19 protein-coding genes and 5 tRNA genes are annotated in these 21,430 nt (G+C 64.8%); 17 read left to right on the forward strand and 7 right to left on the reverse strand.

Annotated features, from left to right (window positions below):
- The first annotated feature begins 299 nt into the window (after positions 1–299).
- Complete coding sequence (locus EIP75_RS11635; protein ID WP_125243444.1) at positions 300–956, forward strand: DUF2214 domain-containing protein; 657 nt, start codon at positions 300–302, stop codon at positions 954–956.
- A 25-nt stretch (positions 957–981) separates the two neighbouring features.
- On the opposite strand, the gene EIP75_RS11640 is transcribed toward EIP75_RS11635, so the two are convergent.
- Positions 982–1,073: transfer RNA gene (locus EIP75_RS11640), tRNA-Leu, on the reverse strand.
- 148 nt (positions 1,074–1,221) lie between these two features.
- Between EIP75_RS11640 and EIP75_RS11645 the strand changes: the two genes are divergently transcribed.
- From EIP75_RS11645 to EIP75_RS11700, 12 genes are all read left to right on the forward strand, one after another.
- Positions 1,222–1,297, forward strand: a tRNA-Gly gene (locus EIP75_RS11645).
- Positions 1,298–1,391: 94 nt separating this feature from the next.
- Positions 1,392–1,465: transfer RNA gene (locus EIP75_RS11650), tRNA-Cys, on the forward strand.
- A gap of 323 nt (positions 1,466–1,788) precedes the next feature.
- Complete coding sequence (gene thrS / locus EIP75_RS11655; protein ID WP_125243445.1) at positions 1,789–3,708, forward strand: threonine--tRNA ligase; 1,920 nt, start codon at positions 1,789–1,791, stop codon at positions 3,706–3,708.
- A 109-nt stretch (positions 3,709–3,817) separates the two neighbouring features.
- Entirely contained in the window at positions 3,818–4,381 is a 564-nt protein-coding gene (gene infC, locus EIP75_RS11660; RefSeq protein WP_420797164.1) for a translation initiation factor IF-3, read from the forward strand.
- Between the two features lie 196 nt (positions 4,382–4,577).
- Positions 4,578–4,781, forward strand: a complete 204-nt coding sequence (gene rpmI / locus EIP75_RS11665) for a 50S ribosomal protein L35 (protein WP_125243446.1) — start codon at positions 4,578–4,580, stop codon at positions 4,779–4,781.
- A gap of 66 nt (positions 4,782–4,847) precedes the next feature.
- Positions 4,848–5,207, forward strand: a complete 360-nt coding sequence (gene rplT, locus EIP75_RS11670) for a 50S ribosomal protein L20 (protein WP_125243447.1) — start codon at positions 4,848–4,850, stop codon at positions 5,205–5,207.
- 122 nt (positions 5,208–5,329) lie between these two features.
- Positions 5,330–6,379 (forward strand): phenylalanine--tRNA ligase subunit alpha, encoded by a 1,050-nt coding sequence (gene pheS, locus EIP75_RS11675; protein ID WP_125243448.1) that lies wholly within the window; start codon positions 5,330–5,332, stop codon positions 6,377–6,379.
- 32 nt (positions 6,380–6,411) lie between these two features.
- Positions 6,412–7,449 carry an NADPH-dependent aldehyde reductase Ahr gene (ahr, locus tag EIP75_RS11680; protein WP_125243449.1) on the forward strand — a complete coding sequence of 346 codons (1,038 nt, stop codon included), beginning with the start codon at positions 6,412–6,414 and terminating at the stop codon, positions 7,447–7,449.
- A gap of 36 nt (positions 7,450–7,485) precedes the next feature.
- Positions 7,486–9,915 carry a phenylalanine--tRNA ligase subunit beta gene (gene pheT, locus EIP75_RS11685; protein WP_125243450.1) on the forward strand — a complete coding sequence of 810 codons (2,430 nt, stop codon included), beginning with the start codon at positions 7,486–7,488 and terminating at the stop codon, positions 9,913–9,915.
- Positions 9,916–9,938: 23 nt separating this feature from the next.
- Positions 9,939–10,301 (forward strand): integration host factor subunit alpha, encoded by a 363-nt coding sequence (locus tag EIP75_RS11690; RefSeq protein WP_125243451.1) that lies wholly within the window; start codon positions 9,939–9,941, stop codon positions 10,299–10,301.
- Between the two features lie 273 nt (positions 10,302–10,574).
- The gene (locus EIP75_RS11695) at positions 10,575–10,997 is read left to right on the forward strand and encodes a MerR family transcriptional regulator (protein WP_125243615.1); all 423 of its coding nucleotides are present in this window, start codon (positions 10,575–10,577) and stop codon (positions 10,995–10,997) included.
- Between the two features lie 102 nt (positions 10,998–11,099).
- Positions 11,100–11,176 (forward strand) — tRNA-Pro (locus EIP75_RS11700).
- A 68-nt stretch (positions 11,177–11,244) separates the two neighbouring features.
- On the opposite strand, the gene EIP75_RS11705 is transcribed toward EIP75_RS11700, so the two are convergent.
- Positions 11,245–11,457 (reverse strand): heavy-metal-associated domain-containing protein, encoded by a 213-nt coding sequence (locus EIP75_RS11705; RefSeq protein ID WP_125243452.1) that lies wholly within the window; start codon positions 11,455–11,457, stop codon positions 11,245–11,247.
- Between the two features lie 92 nt (positions 11,458–11,549).
- Here EIP75_RS11705 and EIP75_RS11710 point away from each other — a divergent pair, with 92 nt between their 5' ends.
- From EIP75_RS11710 to EIP75_RS11720, 3 genes are all read left to right on the forward strand, one after another.
- Positions 11,550–13,877, forward strand: a complete 2,328-nt coding sequence (locus EIP75_RS11710; protein WP_233584813.1) for a heavy metal translocating P-type ATPase — start codon at positions 11,550–11,552, stop codon at positions 13,875–13,877.
- A gap of 13 nt (positions 13,878–13,890) precedes the next feature.
- Positions 13,891–13,967: transfer RNA gene (locus EIP75_RS11715), tRNA-Arg, on the forward strand.
- 26 nt (positions 13,968–13,993) lie between these two features.
- Entirely contained in the window at positions 13,994–14,650 is a 657-nt protein-coding gene (locus EIP75_RS11720; protein WP_125243453.1) for a hypothetical protein, read from the forward strand.
- Here the strand turns inward: EIP75_RS11720 and EIP75_RS11725 are convergent, their stop codons facing one another.
- Positions 14,651–15,421, reverse strand: a complete 771-nt coding sequence (locus EIP75_RS11725; RefSeq protein ID WP_125243454.1) for an oxepin-CoA hydrolase, alternative type — start codon at positions 15,419–15,421, stop codon at positions 14,651–14,653.
- Positions 15,422–15,757: 336 nt separating this feature from the next.
- Here EIP75_RS11725 and EIP75_RS11730 point away from each other — a divergent pair, with 336 nt between their 5' ends.
- Positions 15,758–17,677, forward strand: coding sequence for a hypothetical protein (locus tag EIP75_RS11730; protein WP_125243455.1), 1,920 nt, complete (start codon positions 15,758–15,760; stop codon positions 17,675–17,677).
- Between the two features lie 24 nt (positions 17,678–17,701).
- Here the strand turns inward: EIP75_RS11730 and EIP75_RS11735 are convergent, their stop codons facing one another.
- The 4 genes from EIP75_RS11735 to lptF are packed head-to-tail and all read right to left on the reverse strand — an operon-like array spanning position 17,702 to position 21,395.
- Positions 17,702–18,691: a CysB family HTH-type transcriptional regulator gene (locus EIP75_RS11735; protein WP_125243456.1), complete on the reverse strand. Its 990-nt coding sequence runs from the start codon at positions 18,689–18,691 to the stop codon at positions 17,702–17,704.
- The gene (locus EIP75_RS11740; RefSeq protein ID WP_125243457.1) at positions 18,688–19,095 is read right to left on the reverse strand and encodes a sirohydrochlorin chelatase; all 408 of its coding nucleotides are present in this window, start codon (positions 19,093–19,095) and stop codon (positions 18,688–18,690) included. Before EIP75_RS11740 ends, EIP75_RS11735 begins: the two co-directional genes overlap by 4 nt.
- Before the next feature lie 15 nt (positions 19,096–19,110).
- Positions 19,111–20,274 (reverse strand): LPS export ABC transporter permease LptG, encoded by a 1,164-nt coding sequence (gene lptG, locus EIP75_RS11745; protein ID WP_125243458.1) that lies wholly within the window; start codon positions 20,272–20,274, stop codon positions 19,111–19,113.
- A complete protein-coding gene (gene lptF / locus EIP75_RS11750; protein WP_125243459.1) occupies positions 20,271–21,395 on the reverse strand; it encodes an LPS export ABC transporter permease LptF in 1,125 nt (374 codons plus the stop codon). The genes lptG and lptF overlap by 4 nt, the downstream gene beginning before the upstream one ends.
- Between the last annotated feature and the right edge of the window lie 35 nt (positions 21,396–21,430).

Consider the following 21,430-nt stretch of genomic DNA (forward strand, 5'->3'; position numbering starts at 1 on the left):
GCTCGATGATTGCAAAGGCACCCACTGCGGGTGCCTTTTTTCGTTTCAGCCTGCAGCGTGAGTTGCAGTTACCTGTGCCCCCGTGGATCGGGGGTTGTGTTCTCGCGTCACTTACAAAGCAGTTGATCGAGAAGATTCCCCAAGATGTAAAAAAACTGCGTGATTTTTTCCGCTATATGGCTACATTGAGAACACGGAGGGGCGATCTTGTTGTCCGGAAAAGCGATACTTTCAACGGTGCGCGATCTGGTGAAGTCATGGGATCGACCGGTTCAATCGATACCCTTTAGAGGTTCATCATGGCAGTCAATGACATCCTGAAAATGATGTTGGTCTTCGTGCATTTCTTTGCCAGCGCGGTCGCCGTGGCAACGATTCTTCGAACCGACTTTCTCATCCTCTCGTACTACACCAGCACGCTCAGCCGCAAGGCGGTGGACCGCATCCACAGTGCCAAATCCGTTGTCAGTGCGTCGCTGATCGTGCTGTGGGTGTCCGGCCTGGCGATCTGTCTGCAGGGTTACCTGAGCGATCCGGCCTACCTGCTCAATCAGAAGCTGTGGCTCAAGGTGATGGTGGTGGTCACACTCACCGTCAATGGCTGGTTCCTGCATCGGTTCGCTTTCGGCGCGATCCAGCGGGGGGCGCGCCTCTGCGATGCCATGCCTCATCAGCGTGCGGTCCTGGTGCTGATGGCGGCCATCAGTTCCAGCAGCTGGATCTTCGCCTGCTTCCTGGGTATTGCCCGCGCCCTGAACAACAAGCACAACTTCGCCGGGCTGGTCAGCCTGTACCTGCTGCTGCTGGGGGTGTCGCTGATCGGGGCCCTGGTGTTGACGCATCTGCTGACGCGCATGGCTGGCAGCGGCTCCCGTGATGCTCAGCGCTGGCAGGCCCGTGTGAAGGCCTTCAAGCATCGGGTGGATGCTGGCCAGGAGAGCGAACTGCAGGTGTGAGCGGGGCCAGGGCAGGGGGCGCTCATGGTGCCCCGGGCCGGGATCGAACCGGCACGCCCCTTCTCAGGAAGCGGCGGATTTTAAGTCCGCAGTGTCTACCAATTTCACCACCGGGGCACGGGCACAGTGTAGCGGCGAACGGCTCGAAAATTTTTGCCGTGACTTGCAATGCGGTTTGAATCCGGTGTATAGTCTAGGTCTTCGCTGATCGCTGCTTGGCAACAACCAAGTCGCCAACAAGGCAGTATCAGGCCCACGAAGGTATGCGGGATTAGCTCAGTTGGTAGAGCGATACCTTGCCAAGGTATAGGTCGAGAGTTCGAGTCTCTTATCCCGCTCCAGCTTCTTCAAAAGGGAAGCCAACGCCAAGTTGGCTTCCCTTTTTCGAATCAGGATCCACGGGCCCCAGCTTGCTGCTGGGGTGCTGGCACCAGCGGCGCGGTAGCAAAGCGGTTATGCAACGGATTGCAAATCCGTCTAGCCCGGTTCGACTCCGGGCCGCGCCTCCACCTTCCTTCTTGTCTTGGTCTTGTCCCGCTGCAGTGGGCAGGCTCCGTGAGCCTGGCTGTCGCGGCCATGCGACATCAAATCGCACGGGCGGCTACAATACCAAAGAGCGTCGCATGTTGTGCATGCCTCGCCGCTGTGCAACGGTAAGGAACGGGAAAGGCATCTCTGGTTATGACACCGCGAACTCCGACCACCCCCTTCACCTCGACCGAGGTCTAGTCGGCTGGCCGCTGCTTTCGCATTCCTTCCTACCTACACAGAAAGCGCGGCGCTCCCCGCGCTTTTTTGTTGTCCGCGCACTTCATTCAACAGGCAGAACACCATGATTTCGATTCAGTTGCCCGACGGTTCCAAGCGTGAGTTTCCCGGCCCCGTGACCGTCGGTGAGGTCGCGGCCTCCATTGGTGCCGGGCTGGCCAAGGCCGCATTGGCTGGCCGTGTCGGGCAGGGCGATGCCGCGCGCCTGGTCGACACCAGCTACCGCATCGAGGCTGACACGCCCCTGGCCATCATCACGGAGAAGGATGCCGACGGCCTGGACGTGATCCGTCACTCCACTGCGCACTTGCTGGCCTACGCCGTGAAAGAGCTCTTCCCTGAGGCGCAGGTCACCATCGGCCCGACCATCGAAGACGGCTTTTACTACGACTTTGCCTACAAGCGTCCGTTCACGCCCGAAGATCTGGAGGCCATCGAAAAGAAGATGGCCGAGCTGGCCAAGAAGGACGAGAAGGTCGAGCGCCGCGTGCTGCCGCGCGATGAGGCTGTGGCCTATTTCAAGAGCCTGGGTGAGCACTACAAGGCCGAGATCATCGAGAGCATCCCGGCGGACCAGGATGTGTCGCTCTACAGCGAAGGCGCTTTCACCGACCTGTGCCGCGGCCCGCACGTGCCGAGCACGGGCAAGCTCAAGCACTTCAAGCTGATGAAGGTTGCGGGTGCCTATTGGCGCGGTGACCACCGCAACGAGCAGTTGCAGCGCGTCTACGGCACGGCCTGGACCACCAAGGACGATCTGCAGCAGTACCTGCACCGCCTGGAAGAAGCCGAGAAGCGCGACCACCGCAAACTGGGCCGCGAGCTGGACCTGTTCCACATCGACGAACACGCGCCGGGCGTGGTGTTCTGGCACCCCAAGGGCTGGACGGTGTGGCAAGCGGTGGAGCAGTACATGCGCGGGGTCTACCGCGACAACGGCTACCAGGAGGTCAAGGGCCCGCAGATCCTCGACAAGACGCTGTGGGAGAAGACCGGCCACTGGGACAAGTACCGCGAGAACATGTTCACGACGGAATCGGAAAAGCGCGACTACGCGCTCAAGCCGATGAACTGCCCTGGCCACATCCTGATCTTCAACCAGGGCATCAAGAGCTACCGCGATCTGCCCATCCGCTACGGCGAATTCGGCCAGTGCCACCGCAACGAGCCCACGGGTGGCCTGCACGGCATCATGCGCGTGCGCGGCTTCACGCAGGACGACGGCCATGTCTTCTGCACCGAAGATCAGATCCTGCAGGAATGCGTGGATTTCACGGCGCTGCTGCAGGCCGTCTACAAGGACTTCGGCTTCACCGACATCATCTACAAGGTGGCCACGCGCCCGGCGCAGCGCATCGGTTCCGACGAGGTGTGGGACAAGGCCGAGCAGGCCCTGATGGAAAGCCTGCGCGCCACGAACAGCGAGTTCACCATTGCTCCGGGCGATGGGGCCTTCTATGGTCCGAAGATCGAGTACACGCTGAAGGACGCCCTGGGGCGCCACTGGCAGTGCGGCACCATCCAGGTCGATTTCTCCATGCCGCAACGCCTGGGAGCCGAGTACGTGGCCGATACCAGCGAGCGCCGCCACCCCGTGATGCTGCACCGCGCCATCCTGGGCAGCCTCGAGCGTTTCATCGGGATCCTGATCGAGCAACACGCTGGCGCCCTGCCGATTTGGCTGGCGCCGGTGCAGGCGGTGGTGCTCAATATCACCGACGCGCAGGCGGATTACGCCCAGGAAATTACCAAATCACTGCAAAAACAAGGACTTAGGGTCCAGCTTGATTTGCGAAACGAGAAAATTACCTATAAAATCCGCGAGCATTCGTTGCAGAAGGTGCCGTACTTCATCGTTGTCGGTGACAAGGAGAAGGCTGATGGCACCGTCGCCGTGCGCGCCCGGGGCAACCAGAACCTCGGTGTGATGTCACTCGATGACTTCTCCCAGAAGATCTCTCAAGACATCGTCAGCAAGGCCTGAGGCGGGAGCGTGCTTTGCCTGTGCCGTAACGGCCAAGCACGTTCCAACCGGCGTTGACTGGGCGCGTGAACATTGTTAACTGGTGCGGTTGCCGCCGGGCAGCCGTGGCCTGAAGGAATTCGACATCGCTAACTTCTTTGACCGCCGTACGCGCAACGATGAGCGCAAGCATCGGCTGAACCGTGAAATCACTGCTCTTGAAGTCCGCCTGAATGGCGTCGAGAACGAGCCCCTGGGCATCGTCAGCATTCAGGACGCCTTGCGCATGTCTGCTGAGGCGGATGTGGATCTGGTCGAGATCGCCGCGACCGCGGATCCTCCTGTCTGCCGCCTGATGGACTATGGCAAGTTCAAGTATCAAGAGCAGAAGAAGGCGCACGACGCCAAGCAGAAGCAGAAGGTCATTGAAGTCAAGGAAGTCAAATTCCGTCCCGGCACGGACGAAGGCGACTACCAGATCAAGCTGCGCAACCTGCGCCGCTTCCTGGAAGAAGGCGACAAGGGCAAGGTTACGCTGCGCTTCCGCGGCCGCGAGATCACCCACCAAGAGTTCGGCATGCGCCTGCTCGAGCGTGTTCGCGATGACCTGACGGATGTCTCCGTTGTCGAGAACATGCCCAAGCTGGAAGGTCGCCAGATGATCATGGTGCTCGGCCCGAAGAAGAAAAAGTGATGCACAGACGGCTTCGGCCGTCGTAGAATGCGAGCTTCGCCCAGATTTTTTCTGGGTGAGCGAAGCCTGGTTGGTGGTTTGGTCGCCGCCTTCCACGGACAAGTGCCTTCATCGGCACTTGATAAGTTCCTGGGGGCCATCAAGGCGCGAAGAAGTTTCGCGACGCCTGGCAGGAACAAACTAAAAGGAGCAGAACATGCCCAAAATGAAGACCAAGAGCAGCGCCAAGAAGCGTTTTCGCGTGCGTCCGGGTGGTACCGTCAAGCGCGGCCATGCCTTCAAGCGCCACATCCTGACCAAGAAGTCCACGAAGACCAAGCGCCAATTGCGTGGCGCCGCCAACGTGCACGAGACCAACCTGGGCCACGTTGCCCAGATGCTGCCTTTCGCCGGCCTGTAATTGGCCGACCGGATCGCACACGTCTCGAATTTCTGGTTTTAGGTTTCAACGCCGAAGGAGTCATCCATGCCTCGCGTCAAACGTGGTGTAACAGCCCGCGCTCGTCATAAAAAAGTTCTCGCCCTGGCCAAGGGTTTCCGTGGTCGCCGCAAGAACGTCTATCGCATCGCCAAACAGGCGGTCATGAAGGCCGGGCAATATGCCTACCGTGACCGCCGCGCCAAGAAGCGCGAATTCCGCCGCCTGTGGATCGCTCGTATCAACGCCGGTAGCCGTGCACTGGGCCTGACTTACAGCAAGCTCATCGCCGGTATCAAGAAGGCGTCGATCGAGATCGACCGCAAGGTGCTGGCTGACCTCGCCGTCAACGACCCCGCTGCATTTGCCAGCATCGTTGAAAAGGCCAAGGCTCAACTGGCTGCTTGATTTTTTCAAGCGGGCAGCAAAAGATGCTGCTCCGGCCCGCGCCGGCCGAGGTTCGCCTCGGACGGCCAGGCCGGTGACTCAAAGGCCAACGGTTCGTTGGCCTTTTTTTTCGACACAAGACCATGAACGACCAGCCAAGCGACCTGCAGGCCCTGGTGCAATCGGCCCAGGAAGCTTTTGCCGCAGCCCTCACGCCCGCCGACCTCGAGAACGCCAAGGCGCGTTTCCTGGGCAAGTCCGGCAGCGTGACCGATTTGCTCAAGGGCATGGGTGCCCTCAGCCCCGAAGAGAAGAAGACCCGGGGCGCGGCCATCAACCAGGCCAAGCAGCAGGTCGAGGCGGCCTTGAACGCCCGCCGCCAGGCCCTGGCCGATGCCGAACTGGCGCAGCAACTGCAGGCTGAAAAACTGGATGTGACCCTGCCTGGCCGCCGCCGTGGCGAAGGTGGTCTGCACCCGGTGTCGCTCAGCATCGAGCGCATCGAGGGCATCTTCGGCTCCATGGGTTTTGACGTGGCCGACGGCCCCGAGATCGAGGCCGACTGGTTCAACTTCACCGCACTGAACACGCCGGAAGACCATCCCGCGCGGTCCATGCACGACACCTTCTATGTCGAGGGTGGCCACCTGCTGCGCACGCACACCAGCCCCATGCAGGTGCGCTACGCGGTTCAGCATGTCAAGCGCCACGCCGATCTGATCGCCCAGGGCGAACGCATGCCCGAGATCCGCGTGATCGCACCCGGTCGCACGTATCGCGTCGACAGCGATGCCACCCACTCGCCGATGTTTCACCAGTGCGAAGGCCTGTGGATCGGCGAGTCGGTCAGCTTCGCCGACCTCAAGGCCGTGCTGGGCGATTTCTTCAGCACCTTCTTCGAGACGGACGATCTGGAGATCCGCTTCCGCCCCTCGTTCTTCCCGTTCACCGAGCCCTCGGCCGAGGTGGACATCGCCTTCAGCAGCGGCCCGCTCAAGGGGCGCTGGCTGGAAGTGGGCGGGGCAGGGCAGGTGCACCCCAATGTGGTCCGCAACTTCGGGCTCGACCCGGAGCAGTACATCGGCTTCGCTTTCGGTCTGGGCCCGGACCGCCTGACCATGCTGCGCTATGGCGTGAACGATCTGCGCCTGTTCTACGAAGGCGACCTGCGCTTCCTGCAGCAGTTCCAGTGATCGCCGCCTGACCGAAAGAGAAGAACATCCCCATGAGCACCACCCACATCCGCGCCTGGGCTGCCCAGGAAGCCTCCAAGCCCCTGGTGAACTTCGAGTACGACCCGGGCCCGCTGGGCGCCGAAGAGGTCGAGATCCGCGTCGAGCACAGCGGCCTGTGCCACTCGGACCTGTCCCTGATCGACAACGAGTGGGGCTTCTCGAATTTCCCGATCGTGGGCGGCCATGAAGTGGTCGGCACGGTGCTGGCCCTGGGTCCGAACACGCGCGGCCTGAAGGTTGGCCAGCGCGTGGGCCTGGGCTGGATGGCCGAATCCTGCATGGCTTGCCGCAGCTGCCTCAATGGCGAGCCGCAGCTGTGCCGTGCCGGGCGCCCGACCATCGTCGGCCACCACGGTGGTTTTGCCGAACGTGTGCGTGCACATTGGCTGTGGGTGTGCCCGATCCCCGCGGGGCTGGATCCGGCCAAGGCCGGTCCGCTGCTGTGCGGTGGCATCACCGTGTTCTCGCCTTTCCTGAACTTCGGCATCAAACCGACGCACCGCGTGGGCGTGGTTGGCATCGGTGGCCTGGGCCATCTGGCGCTGAAGTTCGCGCGGGCCTGGGGTTGCGAGGTCACGGCCTTCACGTCGAGCGATTCCAAGCGTGACGAGGCCCTGCAACTGGGCGCGCACCAGGTGGTGTCCAGCGTGGACGCCAAGGCCATGAAGCAGGTGGCCGGCCGCCTGGACATGGTGCTGGTGACCGTGAACGTGATGCTCAACTGGAAGGCGCTGATGGGCACGCTGGCGCCCAATGGCCGCCTGCACCTGGTCGGCATCCTGCCGCAGCCGATGGAGGTCGAGGCCTTCCCGCTGATCGGTGGGCAGCGCAGCGTGTCGGGCTCGCCCACGGGCTCGCGCCAGGACATCGACACCATGCTCGAGTTCGCCGCGCGCCATGGCATCGAGCCGCAGACCGAGCATTACCCGATGAGCCGCATCAATGACGCGCTGGACCACCTGCGCGCCGGCAAGGCCCGCTACCGCGTGGTGCTGGATGCCGACTTCGATGCCGCGCCGTCTGCCTGAAGAACCGTTTAAAGAAGATTCCCGAGGATCCCGTCCATGCAATTCCCCGAGTCCTGGCTGCGCAGTTTCTGCAACCCCGACCTCGACACCCAGCAACTGGCCAACCTGCTGACCATGGCCGGGCTGGAGGTGGAGGAGCTGGAGCCCGTGGCCCCGCCCTTCACCGGCGTGGTCGTGGCCCAGGTGCTGGAGGTGGCCCGCCACCCCGATGCCGATCGCCTGAACGTCTGCAAGGTGGATGCGGGCACCGGCGCGGTGCTGCAGATCGTCTGCGGCGCACCCAATGTGCGTCCGGGCATCAAGGTGCCTTGCGCCACCGTGGGTGCCGAACTGCCCCCCGGTGCCGATGGCAAGCCCTTCAAGATCAAGCTGGGCAAGCTGCGTGGCGTCGAGAGCCAGGGCATGCTGTGCTCGGCCCGCGAGCTGGGTGTCTCTGAAGAATCGAACGGCCTGCATATCCTGGCCGATGACGCGCCGGTGGGCGAGAGCATCCGCACGCACCTCAAGCTGGACGACACCCTGTTCACGCTCAAGCTCACGCCCAACCTGGCGCATTGCCTCAGCGTGGCGGGCATCGCTCGCGAGGTGTCGGCTTTGACGGGCGCGCCCCTGGTGCTGCCCACCATCGCCGCCGTCAAGCCCTCGATCGACGATGGCCTGAAGGTGTCGGTGCAGTCCCAGGATCTGTGCGGCCGTTTCGGTGGCCGCGTGATCCGTGGCGTGAACCCCCAAGCCCCGACGCCGGCATGGATGGTCGAGCGCCTCGCGCGTTGCGGCCAGCGTTCGGTGTCCGCCCTGGTGGACATCTCCAACTACGTGATGTTCGAGCTGGGCCAGCCCTCGCACGTGTTCGACCTGGACAAGATCCATGGCGGGCTGACGGTGCGCTGGGGCCGCGCGGGCGAAACGCTCAAGCTGCTCAACGGCCAGACCATCACGCTCGATGAGCAGGTGGGCGTGATCGCCGATGAATCGCAGGTCGAATCGCTGGCCGGCATCATGGGCGGCGATGCCACCTCGGTGGGCGACGACACGCGCAACATCTACCTGGAGGCCGCCTTCTGGTGGCCCAAGGCGATTGCCGGCCGCGCGCGCCGCTACAACTTCTCCACCGATGCCTCGCACCGCTACGAGCGCGGCGTGGACCCGGCGCCCACGGCCCAGTACATCGAGCACATCACCCAGCTGATCCTGGACATCTGCGGTGGCGAGGCCGGCCCGCTGGACGATCAGCACCTGCAACTGCCCGAGCGCAAGCCCGTGACCATGCGCCTGTCGCGCGCCCAGCGCGTGATCGGCATGCCCGTGTCGCTGGTCGATTGCCAGACCGTGTTCCACCACCTGGGCCTGCACTACACCACCCAGGCGCTCAAGCACGACACCAACCTGATCGTGAACCCCCCGAGCTGGCGCTTCGACATCCAGATCGAGGAAGACCTGATCGAAGAAGTGGTGCGCGTGATCGGCTTCGACAAGCTGCCCCAGCGTGCGCCCAAGGCCCCGGTGACCAGCCGTGTCCGCCCCGAGCGCCAGCGTGGCCTGTATGCCGTGCGCCGTGCCGTGGCCGCGCGTGGCTATCAAGAGGCGATCACCTTCAGCTTCGTCGAAGAGCGCTGGGAGCGCGAACTGGCCGGCAATGCCGATCCGATCCGCGTGCTCAACCCCATCGCCAGCCCCTTGTCTGTGATGCGCTCCAGCCTGATCGGCAGCCTGGTCGAGGTGCTGCGCACGAACCTGTCGCGCAAGGCCGACCGCGTGCGTGTGTTCGAGATCGGCCGTGTGTTCAAGCGCGATGCCAGCGTGCAGGATGGCGATCAGACCGTGGCCGGTTTCGACCAGCCCGTTCGCGTCAGTGGCCTGGCCTATGGTCCAGCCGACGCCGCCCAATGGGGCGCGGCCTCGCGCCCGGTGGACTTCTTCGATGTGAAGGGTGATGTCGAGGCCTTGCTGGCGCCGCGCCAGCCGCGCTTCGTGGCGGCCGAGCACCCGGCCTTCCATCCGGGCCGCTGTGCCCGTGTGGAGCTGGACGGCCAGCCCGTGGGCTTCATCGGCGAGCTGCATCCGCAGTGGCGCCAGGCCTACGACCTGCCGCAGGCCCCTGTGCTGTTCGAACTGGACGCGCAGGCCTTGGTCACCCGTGTGGTGCCGGCCTTCACGTCCGTGCCCAAGATGCAGTCGGTGTTCCGCGATCTGGCCCTGGTGGTGAACGATGCCACCACGCATGATTCGCTGATCACGGCCATCGTGCAGGCCCCGGCCGACGGCCTGGTTCGTGGCGCGCGTCTGTTCGACATCTACAAGCCCAAGACACCGGTGGCCGGCATTGCCGAAAATGAACGCAGCCTCGCCGTGCGCGTGGAGCTGCGCGACGACGAGCAGACACTGACGGACGAGCGCATCGAAGCCTGCATGGCCTCGGTGGTGTCGGCCCTGTCGCAGGGCGTCGGCGCCCGCGTGCGTGCGTGACGGCCAAGGGGAGGGCCTGAAAGATGAACGACAAGATCCGTGACCTGACGGTGCTGCTGCCGGCCACGCTGGAGACACCGACGCTGACCAAGGCCGAACTCTCGGACATGCTGTTCGAGCGCCTGGGCCTGAACAAGCGTGAGTCCAAGGACATGGTCGAGGCCTTCTTCGAGCTGGTGCATGGGTCGCTCGTTCAGGGCACCGATGTGAAGCTGTCGGGATTCGGCAACTTCCAGATCCGCCAGAAGGCCCCCCGGCCTGGCCGAAATCCCCGCACGGGCGAGGCCATTCCCATCAAGGCCCGCCAGGTGGTGACCTTCCATGCCAGCCAGAAGCTCAAAAGCATGGTGCAGGGAGATGTTCCCTCCGAAGACGACTTGGAGTAAAGTTTGAAGTCCCTGGCTCATCGTCCTGATGACCCGGGGATTTTTACCTCCCTGCCCAAGCCCATGGAACGCACAGAGCAAGAATCACCGCCGCGTTCGGATTCACCCATGCCCGCGTCATCGCAGGGCGTGGCGTCGCCGCGCGCAGCGTCAAAGGCCTTGGCCCGGACGGATGCCAAGGGTGAGTCGCGTGGGGACGGGCGTGACGGAAGGGCAGAGGCTCGCTCTGAGGCCCGCACTGAAGTGCGCGTGCCCACGGGTGCCGTGGCACCGGTGAGCAGCCTGCCTCCCATTCCGGCCAAGCGTTACTTCACCATCGGTGAAGTGAGCGAGCTGTGTGGCGTGAAGCCCTATGTGCTGCGCTACTGGGAGCAGGAGTTCACGCAACTTCGGCCCATGAAGCGCCGCGGCAACCGCCGCTACTACCAGCACCATGAGGTGCTGCTGATCCGCCGCATCCGTGAGCTACTGTACGAACAGGGCTTCACCATCAGCGGCGCGCGCAACCAGTTGCAGGATCACGCACCTGCAGGTGGGGCACTGCCTGCCGCAGCGGGTGATGCTGCCGGCAAGCTGGCCCTGGCGCCGGATATGTCCTGGACGGGCCCTGACCTGGTGGCCCTGGCCCACAGCCATCCCCAGGCAGCGGCCGAGTTGCGCGAAGCCTTGCTGTCCATCCGCGACCTGCTGGCTTGAGCCGAGTGGTGGGGGCGCATCGCTTTGCGGTGCATGGTGGGTGCAAAAAGACACAAGCCCTTCAAAAGCAGCCTAAAGTCGTGCTATAGTCTAAGTCTTCGTCGGGGCGTAGCGCAGCCTGGTAGCGCACTTGCATGGGGTGCAAGGGGTCGCGAGTTCGAATCCCGCCGCCCCGACCAAGAGAATCACGAGGGTCAGCAGAGAAATCTGCTGACCCTTTCGTGTTTTCTGGCGTCAGTTCTTGGCGTCAGGTGCCTGCCACCTCATAGCCTTCTTCCTTGATCGCCTGGGCCACCGCTGCGGCGGGCAGCACCGTGTGCACGGTCACGCGCCCCTGGGGCAGATCGACGTCCAGTGTGGCTTGCGGATCCTGCGCCTGCACCGCCTGGGTGACGGCCTTGACGCAATGCTGGCAGCTCATGCCTTTGACGTTCAGTTGATGTGTTTGCGGGGTGCTCATGATGATTCTCCTTTTCTGCGTGCAGTATTGACCTTGCCATGATGTGAAGGTCAACAGTGGCGTCATTGATGGAGCCATGGAAAGAGCCCGAAATGAGTGAATCACCCACCGCATTGCCGGCCGAAGGCGGCGCTCTGCAACTGGCCGTGCGAGGCATGACCTGCGCGGCCTGTGTGTCGCGTGTAGAACGTGCGCTGCGCAAGGTGCCCGGTGTGGCGTCGGCCGATGTGAACTTCGCGACAGAGACTGCGTCGGTTCGGTTTGGCGAAACGCTGGCCCCTGGTGCCGATGCCCGGGCGGCCCTGCTGGAGGCCGTGGCCAGGGCGGGCTATGAAGCGCATGTGCAGGCCGCGGATGCGCCGCTGGCTGACGAGACCTCCACTTGCTGGTCCGTGTGGGGACATGTCACCCTGGGTTTGCTGGCCAGCGTGCCCTTGGTGTTGCCCATGCTGTGGGGTGATCACCACTTCTGGCCGGCCTGGCTGCAGTTCGCGCTGGCCACGCCGGTGCAGTTCATCCTCGGGGCCCGCTTCTACAAGGCAGGCTGGGCTGCCTTGAAGGACCGCAGCGGCAACATGGATCAACTGGTGGCGGTGGGCACGACCGCCGCCTGGGGGCTGTCGTGCTGGGTGTGGTGGTCGCATACTGGGGTGGCGGCACGCGGGCATGACCATGGTGCCATGCCGGACCTGTATTTCGAATCCTCGGCTGTGGTGATCACGCTGGTGTTGCTGGGCAAGGCGCTGGAGGCGCGGGCCAAGCGCCAGACCACGGCGGCCATCCGCGCCTTGCAGGCCCTGCGCCCCGACACCGTGCTTCGCCGTGGCCCGCAGGGCGAGGTCTTCGTGCCCTTGGCGCAGGTGGTGGTGGGCGACATGCTGGTGGTGCGCCCCGGTGAGCGCGTGCCCAGCGATGGCGTGGTGACTGAGGGCAGCAGCCATGTCGATGAGTCCATGCTCACCGGTGAGCCTTTGCCCATCGCCAGAACATCCGGTGAGCGCCTGACAGGTGGCTCGATCAATGGGGAAGGGCGTTTGCTGATGCGTGTGTCGGCGGTGGGCGGCCAGACCGTGCTGTCGGGCATCATCCGCAGCGTCGTTGAAGCCCAGGCGGGCAAGGCCCCCATCCAGCGCGTGGTGGACCGCGTGTCGGCCGTGTTCGTGCCGGCGGTGCTGCTGCTTGCCCTCGCCACCGGCCTGGGGTGGTGGCTGTGGGGCCTGGGCATTGAGGCGTCGCTGGTGCGTGCTGTGGCCGTGCTGGTGATTGCCTGTCCTTGTGCCTTGGGCCTGGCCACGCCGGCGGCCTTGATGGCCGGGACAGGCGCTGCCGCACGCCAGGGCATTCTCATCAAGGACCCGGAAGCACTGGAGACGGCGCATCGCATCGCTGTCGTGGCCTTCGACAAGACCGGCACGCTCACGGTTGGGCAGCCACGCTTGACGCACTGGCAGGTGATCGGCGGCGCTGACTTGAGCTCATCACAAGTGCTGCAGGTGGCGGCGGCCATGCAGTCGGGCAGCGAGCATCCTCTGGCGCGGGCCGTCGTGGCGGCCTGTGAGCAAGGCACTGTCGGGGTGGATGCCACCGAGGTCCAGGCCGTGCCTGGCCAAGGGCTGCAGGCGGTGGTGTCTGGTGGCGCGCTGGCGGACTGGTCGGGCCGGCAGTGGCGCCTGGGCAGCACACGCTGGATGGAGTCCCTGGTGCCTCTGCGAGACAGGCCCGCCGATCTGATGTCGAAGGCTGCTGAGCTGGCGGCGACAGGCGCATCGGTATCCTGGCTCATGCATGGTCAGGCGCAGGCCTGGCAGGTGCTGGCCTTGTTGGGTTTTGGCGACGAGCTCAAGCCCCAGGCCGCCGAGGCGGTGGCGCAACTGCACGCGCTGGGCATCGAGACCGTGATGATCTCGGGCGACAACCGGGGCGCGGCTGAAACGGTGGGTCGCGCGCTGGGAATCGGGCAGGTGCTGGCAGAGGTGTTGCCGGCCGACAAGGCTGCGCAAGTGCGCGCTCTGAAGGTCGACTCGGAAGGCCGCGCGCGCGTGGTGGCCATGGTGGGCGACGGCATCAACGATGCGCCCGCCCTGGCGGCGGCGGATGTGGGCATGGCCATGGCCAATCCCCATGGGGCGACCGATGTGGCCCTGCATGCCGCAGGTGTCACGCTGATGCGGGGTGATCCCGGCCTGGTGCCGGCCGCCGTGGACATTTCCCGTCGCACCTCGGCCAAGATCCGCCAGAACCTGTTCTGGGCCTTTGGCTACAACGTGATCGGCATCCCGCTGGCCATGGCCGGTGGGCTCAGTCCCATGCTGGCCGGGGCGGCCATGGCCTTCAGTTCGGTGAGCGTGGTGGGCAATGCGCTGTGGTTGTCACGCTGGCGAGCAGAGCGTTCACGCCCCGGGGCGGTGCAAAGCCATTAAACTCCGACGATCGCTGCCAGTAGCTCAGTTGGATAGAGCACCTGCCTTCTAAGCAGGCGGTCGGGGGTTCGACTCCCTCCTGGCAGGCCATCGTGCAACCAGAGCGGGGTCCTTGAATGATGTTGGACGCACTCAAGCGCTTGATCGGAGCGCGACAGCCTCAGGCCGCGGGTGAGGACCAGCACGTGCTGGCTGCCTGGGCCAAGGAAGAGGGACACAAGCTCAAGACCGTGTCCGGCCAGGCCGGCGGCGTGGTCGTTGACACCACGGCCGGCTGGCGGGTGGAGTGGGGCCCGGCCCAGCGCCCCTACTTTCCGGCGCAGGAGCTGCGTTTCCGCTTCGACGCAGGCATCCCTGCGGACGTGCAGATCCTGTTCCTCTCAAAGGTGCTGGCGCACACCCTGGAATCCGATGTGTTCCAGCGCTTCACCGACGCCATGCAGACCCGCGTGGACAACACCCTGCCTGAAGAGATGCGCTGGCTGGCCATGCACACCAAGGTGGCGCTGGCCGAGCACCCGGTGCTCAGCCGCCGCTTCCTGATGCTGTCCAACGCTGAGGGCGTGGCCAGGCAATGGCTGGATGCGGAGCTCGCCGCAGCCCTGGACGCCGCTGCGGCATCGTGGTGGACGGATGCGTTGGTGGCGGTCATGACTGTCAACCGCGGCATCCTGACCGTGCGCATGTCGGGCGACAAGCTCGAGGTCAACCAGTTGCGGCTGGTGTCCGCCTTGTTCGATCTGGCCGCTCGCAAGCTGGTCGACGCAGCCTGATCAGCTCTTCTTGCGCTGAAGGAAACGAGCGATCGCTTCGCCTGCTTCCGGGCGCATCAGGTTGACCAGAAAATGGCGCTTCTCGGCGGCCAGGTGCTCACTGAGCGGCGTCTGGGGCGCGTCATTGACCAATTCCTTCAGGCTGGACAGCACATTGATCGGTGTGGCGGCCAGCTCTTCGGCCAAGGTCAGGGCCGCATGCAACGCGGTGCCGGCCGGCTCGATCTGGTGGACCAGCCCCCACTGCTGCATCTGTTGGGCGGTGGCATCGCCCCCCGTCCACAGCCACTTGAGGGCCACGCCTCGCGGCAACTGGCGCGCCAGATGCCAGCTGCTGCCGCCATCGGTCGACAGGCCCACCTTGGCATAGGCGCTCACGAACCGCGCGTTGTCAGCGGCTACCAGCAGGTCGCAAGCCAGCGCCACGGACAGGCCACCGCCAGCCGCCACGCCCTCCACCGCGGCAATCACCGGCTTTGGAAAGGCCCGCAGGGCTTCGATCCATTGGTGGAACGCATCGACGTTGCCCGCCTGCTGGCTTGGATCCTGCTGACGGTTATGCGACAAACGTTGTAAATCCCCGCCACCGCAGAAATGTCCGCCAGCGCCGGTGACGATCACGGCGGCGACCGTGGGATCGGATTCCGCCATGTTCAGGGTTTCGATACCGGCTGCATACACCTGTGGCGACAGGGCATTGCGCGTGGCGGGCCCGGAAAGGGTCATGACCAGGACGGTGTCCTGGCGTTCGGTCAGTAGTTCGGTCGTCATGGCTCGGATCTGATGATTCCTGTTTCTCGATGTGAATGGGGGCTTATGATCAGAAAGACGGGTAACTTGACGTGCTAGAGTGAAAACTTGGCAGAAAACCGCACCGATATGATGAAATTCAAAGGAGTATCGGCGGCCATTGTCGTTGGTCTCTCGCTGGTGGGTTTGTCCGAATCTGCGATGTCGCTGGGGTTCGGGCGCTCTATCAGCCGCGCCGTTTTGGGAGAGACGCTCAGCCTGACCGTACCGCTTCATCTTGAAGCTGGCGAGGTCATCGCTGACGATTGTGTGGCCGCTGACGTTTATTTTGGGGATGACAAGCAGACTTCGCTGTCTGTGAAGGCATCCCTGCTGCCAGGCGATGGCCCGGAGCGCACCGTGCGTGTGGTGACCACCTCGCTCATCAATGAGCCCGTGGTGACGGTGTACCTGGGCGCTGGTTGCAAGGCGAAGATCACGCGCAAGTTCGTCGCGTTCGCCGATCCGCCTGGCATGGTCAATCTGCCTGATGGCGGGGCTGTTGGCGTACGCGGAGATGCATCCTCGGCAGCGCTGGACACGGCCTCCGTGCAGGGTGGTGGCGCTGGTGCGTCGGGTAGTGTTGAAGGCGCGAGGTCCTCATCCCGAACAGCCAAGTCGTCTGGTGCGCCCAAGGCAGCCCGTGCGCCTGTCAACCGCAAGGGCCCCAACAGCGCTGCCAACGCCGTGATCACCGAAGGAGCCTCAGGGGGCAGCGCCACGGTGCCGTTCAAGGTATCGCCCGACCACCGCTCGTCAACGCCGGCCAAGCCGGCGCTCAGCAAGGCTGCTCCCAAGGCCGAGACGGCACGCCTGGTGCTGGACCCGACTGAAGCCGACGCCCTGGTCATTCCCAACCTGCTGATGAGCTCTGCCATGGGCAGCCTGGCGGCCGACATCGACGCGCCCGAGGTGAAGGAGCGCCGGGCTGCGGCTGCGGCCCTGTGGGCTGCCATGAACTCGTCGCCCGAACAGCTGGCACGTGACCGGCAGCGCATGCAGGAGCTCGAGCAGCGCCTGGCGCGCCTGCAGCAGGAGTCCAGCGGTGCACAGAGCCGTGTGGCGGCCATGGAAGCACGCGTTCGCGAGGCCGAGGATCAACGCCTGCGCCATCCGTTGGTCTATGCCCTGGTGGCCCTGATCGTATTGCTGGCCGCCGCGGTGGCCTGGCTGTTCTCACGTCAACGCCGCCAGCAGGCCGATGCGCCGACGACCTGGTGGCAAGGCGAGCCCGGCGATGGTGGCGGCACTGGTTCTGCCGCGTCAGCCCCTGAGGCGCCGGCCATGGCCGAACCCGCGATGGCGCGCACTGCGGCCGAGTTCATGCCCAGGCGCGCGGTGCAGCCTTCAGCCGAGGCCGCGCCCGCTGTGGCCGAGCCGATAGCCACCCCTGTAGTCACGCCCACGGCGGTGGCTGCTGCGGCCGTGGCAGGTGGTTCGACCACCAACAGCCGCGCGCTGCTGATCAAGCCCGAGCCCCATGAAGCCCGCGAGATCACGGTCGAAGAGCTGATCGACCTTGAGCAGCAGGCCGAGTTCTTCGTGGTGCTGGGTCAGGACGATGCCGCCATCGAATTGCTCGAAGGCCATGTGCACAACACAGCCGGCGCCAGCCCGCTGCCTTACCTGAAACTGCTGGAGATCTACCAGCGGCTGGACCGCCGTGACGATTACGAGCGGGTGCGTGGCACGTTCAACAGCCAGTTCAACGCCTACGCGCCCTCGTGGGAGTCAGATCTCCAGCAAGGCCATGCCCTGGAAGACTATCCCGGCGTGATCGACCGCCTGCAGTCCCTGTGGTCCTTGCCGGCCAAGGCGATGGACGTGCTCGAGGTGTCGCTCACGCGCGCCGATGGCAGCAGTGAAACCTTCGATCTGCCGGCCTACCGTGAACTGCTGTTCCTCTACGGCGTGGCGCGTGATCTGTCCGAACGTGAATCCAGTGAGCGCACCCCCGTCGATCTGCTGCTGCCGGTGCAATCATCTGATGCCGACGCGGATGGCGATGTCGATGTGCCGACGATGCTGCAGCCCTTGATGGCCACCCGGCCCGTGAAGGCCTTGCCCGAGGTCACGCCAAGCCTGAGCCTGGACCTGTCGCTGGACGATCCGGTGCCCCCGGGATCCGATGGTGGCGCCTTGGTGGATTCGCATGAAGAAGCCCATGCCAGCAGCAAGCACTCAGGCGGCAACACCATCGATTTCGAGCACGTGGACCTGCCTCAGGACAAGCGCTGACCGAATCGGTGCTTGCTCAGTGGCTCACAGACCCTGATCACTGTCGGTGGTCTGTGCGCCAGGCCCGGTGGTGCTGTTGCCGGCCCCTTGCAGGGCCTGCAGGATCAGTTGCTTGGTGAGCCGTTCCGACAGCAGTTCGGTGAAGGTCAGCACGAACTGGCGCAGGTAGCTGCCGCGCTTGAAGGCGATGCGCGCCACGTTGCTGCCGAACAGGTGGCCCACGGGGCGCCAGGTCAGCTCGCCACCTTGGGCGAACAGGGGGTCGTCCTTCACCACCATGTCGGCCACCAGGCCGATGCCCAGTCCCAGCTTGGTGTAGGTCTTGATGATGTCGGCATCGATGGCCTCTAGCACCACATGGGGTGTCAGGTTGCGCTGCGCAAAGGCCTTGTCGATGCGCGAACGGCCCGCGAAAGACGGCTGGTAGCTGATCAGGGGCTCTGCAGCCAGTTGCTCCAGCGTCAGGCGGGGCACCTCGGCCAGCGGGTGGTCGTGGCGCATCAGTGCCACGTGCTGCCATTCGTACAGGGGCAGCGTGACCAGCTCGTCGTAATTGGCCAGTGATTCCGTGGCAAGGCCCACGTCGGCCACATCGTCCAGCACCATGCGGGCCACCTGCTCGGGGGTGCCCTGGTGCAGGCTGATCGACACCTTCGGGAAGCGCTTGCGCAGCGCCGCCACGGGTTCGGGCAGCGCATAGCGTGCCTGCGTGTGCGTGGTGGCGATCGACAGGGTGCCGGCATCCTGCAAGGCGTATTCGGCGCCGATGCGCTTGAGGTTGCTCACCTCGCGCAGGATCACGTCGATGGCCTGCAGCACCTTGTCACCTGGCTCGGTGATGCGCTTGAGGCGCTTGCCGTGCCGCACGAAGATGTCCACCCCCAACTCTTCTTCCAGCTCCAGGATGGCCTTGGAGATGCCGGGCTGCGAGGTGTGCAGGGCCTTGGCCGTTTCGGTGAGGTTGAGGTTGCGGCGGGCGGCCTCCCACACGAAGCGGAACTGGTGCAGGTTCATGCGGCGTCGCCTCCCGCCCCGGGTTGTTCGCGGGGGTGTGCCAGTTGCCAGGCGGCATCGGCCAGGGCGCGCACGAGGGTGTCGGTCTCGCCCACGGCCGGCGCCAGGCGCCAGGTGGTGCCGGGGTGCCGCAGGCGGATCTGGTCCATCAGCGCTGGCAGATCCTTGCGCACATGCCCGCCCGCGCCCAGGAACAGCGGCACCACGGTGACCTGGTCGCAGCCTTGGCGGGCCAGTTGCTCGCCGGCCTGCAGCAGCGTGGGGCTCATGAACTCCAGGAAGGCCAGCACCACCGGGGTGTCAGGCCCGTGCTGGGCGGTGATGTGATCCCGCGCCTGTTCGAACGGGCGGGCCCAGGCCGCATCACGGGCCCCATGGGCGAAGAGCAGCAGGCCGTGTGACATGAGGATCTTTCAGGTTCAGCGGTTGCGTACCAACCAGACAAAGGCCGACAGCGACAGCAGCAAGTAGGCGATGCTGGGGGCCGAGGCGGCCAGCCAGGGCTGCCACTGGTGCAGCAGGCCCAGGTGGCTGGTGATGTGGTTGACCAGCACGAAGCTGATGCCCAGCATCACGCCGCCGAAGACCTTCAGGTTCATGCCGCCGCTGCGCGATTGCAGGTAGGCGAAGGGCAGGGCCAGGGCCACCATCACCAGGCAGGTCAAGGGGGAGAAGGCTTTTTTCCAGAACTGCAGCTCGTACTTCTGGGCGGCCTGCGCATTGCGCGCCAGGTGGTGGGTGTAGCGCCACAGGGCGGAGGTGGACATGGTGTCGATGGGCAGCACCGAGGCGGCCACCACCTGCGGCGTCATCTGGCTGACCCAGTCCAGCTTGTCCAGACGTTGCTCGGTCACCAGCGACTGGCCGGTGGTTTCCTGTTCGGGCGTGACCTTGGCGGCCGATGCCCAGCGCGTGTCCGTCACGCCGCGCAAGGCCCATAGAGAGGCGCCGCCCGAGCCCTGCATGGCATGGGATATATCCGCATCTTGGGCGGTGATGCGGCGCACCATCCGACCCTGTCCGTCGAACTCGAAGATGCGCACGTTCTTGAAATGCGACTCGCCCGTGGCCGAGCCCACGTTGACGGTGAGCTGGTGTCCCTCAGGCGTGTCGGGCCCCGCGCTCTCGCGCAACCAGGCGCCACCCTTGCCCAGGTTCAGGGCCTGCCCCTTGCGGAAATCAGACGAGTTCAGCGAGGTCATCTGCTGGGTCCAGGGGGCGACGAAATCGCCGATGGCGAAGAGCATCACCGCGCTGCCCACACCCAGCGCGGCCAGCAGGGTCAGTGCACGCGCCGGGCCCAGGCCGCTGGTTCGCAGGATGGTGTATTCGGAGCTTTGCGCCAGTTGCGACAGCGCCATGATCGTGCCGATCAGCAGTGTGATCGGGAACACGTCGTACACATGGCCGGGCAGGGCCAGGATGCATGTCCACAGCGCATCTGTCAGGGTATAGCCGTTGCGGCCGATGTCCTGCAGCTCGTCGACCAGGTCGATGAAGAAGAACAGGGCGAGGAAGGCCAGGGTGACGAAGAGCACCGATGACAGGATCTGCCGGTAGAGCAGGCGGCGGACGGTTTTCATGAGGCGGCTCCTTGCGGCGCGGGCAGGGCGCTGCCACTGTCCTTGTCGCCATCACCGGCCTTGCGCCAGGCGCCGTCGCGCCACCACAGCGTGAGCAACGCGGCCACGGTGATCACGCCGTGGATGCCGAACAGGCCTGCGCTGTCGCTCAGCTTGCCAGAGGTGACCCAGGCCTGGCTGAGCGTGAGCACGTTGTAGTAGGCCACAAACACCAGCAGGGCCCATACCATGCTCCAGGCATTGCCGCGGCGCACCTGGGTGTTGACGGAGGCCAGCGCGATCAGCACCAGGTTGCCGGCGGACCACAGGCTGCCCAGGCGCCACACCAGTTCTGCCCGCATCTTGCGGTTGCTGGCGTTGAACAGATCCAGGGTGGGGGTGCCGCGTGCGCCCAGTTCTCCTGCGGCGCCCACGGGGGCATCGCCGACCAGGATCCGGGCCTGCTGGAAGCGGGAGCGGGTTTTTTCGCCGGTGGAGAGCTTGGTCTCGACGCGTTCGCCCTGGCGCAGGTTCAGGTAGCGCTGCGCGCCGATGGTCTCGATCTGGCCTTCGCGGGCGCTGACCACGGCCTCGATGTCGCCTTCGGTGAGCACGATGAACACGTTCTTGCCCGTGCTCTCGCCGTCGCTATGGCTGTCGATGAAGAACACGCGGTGGCCGTCAGCCGAGCTCTGGAACTGGCCTGGCGCCACGCGTGAGATGTCGGAGCGGCGCTCGAAGCGGTCTTTGAGCACCTGGGTCTGCTGCTGGCCCCAGGGGCGCGCCACCAGCAACAGCAGGGCCAGGGCCACCAGCACGGGCCAGGCCATCTGCCAGATCGGCTTGAGCAGGCGCGCCAGGCGCACCCCGCTGGCCTGCCACACCACCATCTCGCTGTCGCGGTGCAGGCGGGCCAGCAAGGCGACCACGGACACGAACAGCGCCAGGCTGATCAGGGTGGGCATCTGGCCGATCATGGTGTAGCCCAGCAGCAGGCTGACGTCGGCCAGGGCCACGCTGCCCTTGGCCGCCTGGCCCAGCACGCGGATCAGCACCATGGTCAGCACCACGGTCAGCAGCACCACCAGCGTCCCGACAAAGCCACGCCAGAGTTCTCGGCGGAGAGAGGAATCGAATAACATCAGTCAGATCAAACTCAATCCGTCCATTATGGACG

It is taken from the genome of Aquabacterium soli (genome assembly GCF_003933735.1).
GTDB classification, from domain to species: domain Bacteria; phylum Pseudomonadota; class Gammaproteobacteria; order Burkholderiales; family Burkholderiaceae_C; genus Aquabacterium; species Aquabacterium soli.

What these genes read in the sequence shown, in the direction of transcription:
- EIP75_RS11720 (WP_125243453.1), top strand. Translation starts at nt 13,994, where the DNA reads ATGATGTTGGACGCACTCAAGCGCTTGATCGGAGCGCGACAGCCTCAG.
- EIP75_RS11740 (WP_125243457.1), bottom strand. Translation starts at nt 19,095, where the DNA reads ATGTCACACGGCCTGCTGCTCTTCGCCCATGGGGCCCGTGATGCGGCC.
- EIP75_RS11710 (WP_233584813.1), top strand. Translation starts at nt 11,550, where the DNA reads ATGAGTGAATCACCCACCGCATTGCCGGCCGAAGGCGGCGCTCTGCAA.
- pheS (WP_125243448.1), top strand. Translation starts at nt 5,330, where the DNA reads ATGAACGACCAGCCAAGCGACCTGCAGGCCCTGGTGCAATCGGCCCAG.
- EIP75_RS11690 (WP_125243451.1), top strand. Translation starts at nt 9,939, where the DNA reads ATGAACGACAAGATCCGTGACCTGACGGTGCTGCTGCCGGCCACGCTG.
- lptG (WP_125243458.1), bottom strand. Translation starts at nt 20,274, where the DNA reads ATGAAAACCGTCCGCCGCCTGCTCTACCGGCAGATCCTGTCATCGGTG.
- EIP75_RS11705 (WP_125243452.1), bottom strand. Translation starts at nt 11,457, where the DNA reads ATGAGCACCCCGCAAACACATCAACTGAACGTCAAAGGCATGAGCTGC.
- pheT (WP_125243450.1), top strand. Translation starts at nt 7,486, where the DNA reads ATGCAATTCCCCGAGTCCTGGCTGCGCAGTTTCTGCAACCCCGACCTC.
- rpmI (WP_125243446.1), top strand. Translation starts at nt 4,578, where the DNA reads ATGCCCAAAATGAAGACCAAGAGCAGCGCCAAGAAGCGTTTTCGCGTG.
- lptF (WP_125243459.1), bottom strand. Translation starts at nt 21,395, where the DNA reads ATGTTATTCGATTCCTCTCTCCGCCGAGAACTCTGGCGTGGCTTTGTC.
- EIP75_RS11635 (WP_125243444.1), top strand. Translation starts at nt 300, where the DNA reads ATGGCAGTCAATGACATCCTGAAAATGATGTTGGTCTTCGTGCATTTC.
- rplT (WP_125243447.1), top strand. Translation starts at nt 4,848, where the DNA reads ATGCCTCGCGTCAAACGTGGTGTAACAGCCCGCGCTCGTCATAAAAAA.
- ahr (WP_125243449.1), top strand. Translation starts at nt 6,412, where the DNA reads ATGAGCACCACCCACATCCGCGCCTGGGCTGCCCAGGAAGCCTCCAAG.
- thrS (WP_125243445.1), top strand. Translation starts at nt 1,789, where the DNA reads ATGATTTCGATTCAGTTGCCCGACGGTTCCAAGCGTGAGTTTCCCGGC.
- EIP75_RS11735 (WP_125243456.1), bottom strand. Translation starts at nt 18,691, where the DNA reads ATGAACCTGCACCAGTTCCGCTTCGTGTGGGAGGCCGCCCGCCGCAAC.
- EIP75_RS11725 (WP_125243454.1), bottom strand. Translation starts at nt 15,421, where the DNA reads ATGACGACCGAACTACTGACCGAACGCCAGGACACCGTCCTGGTCATG.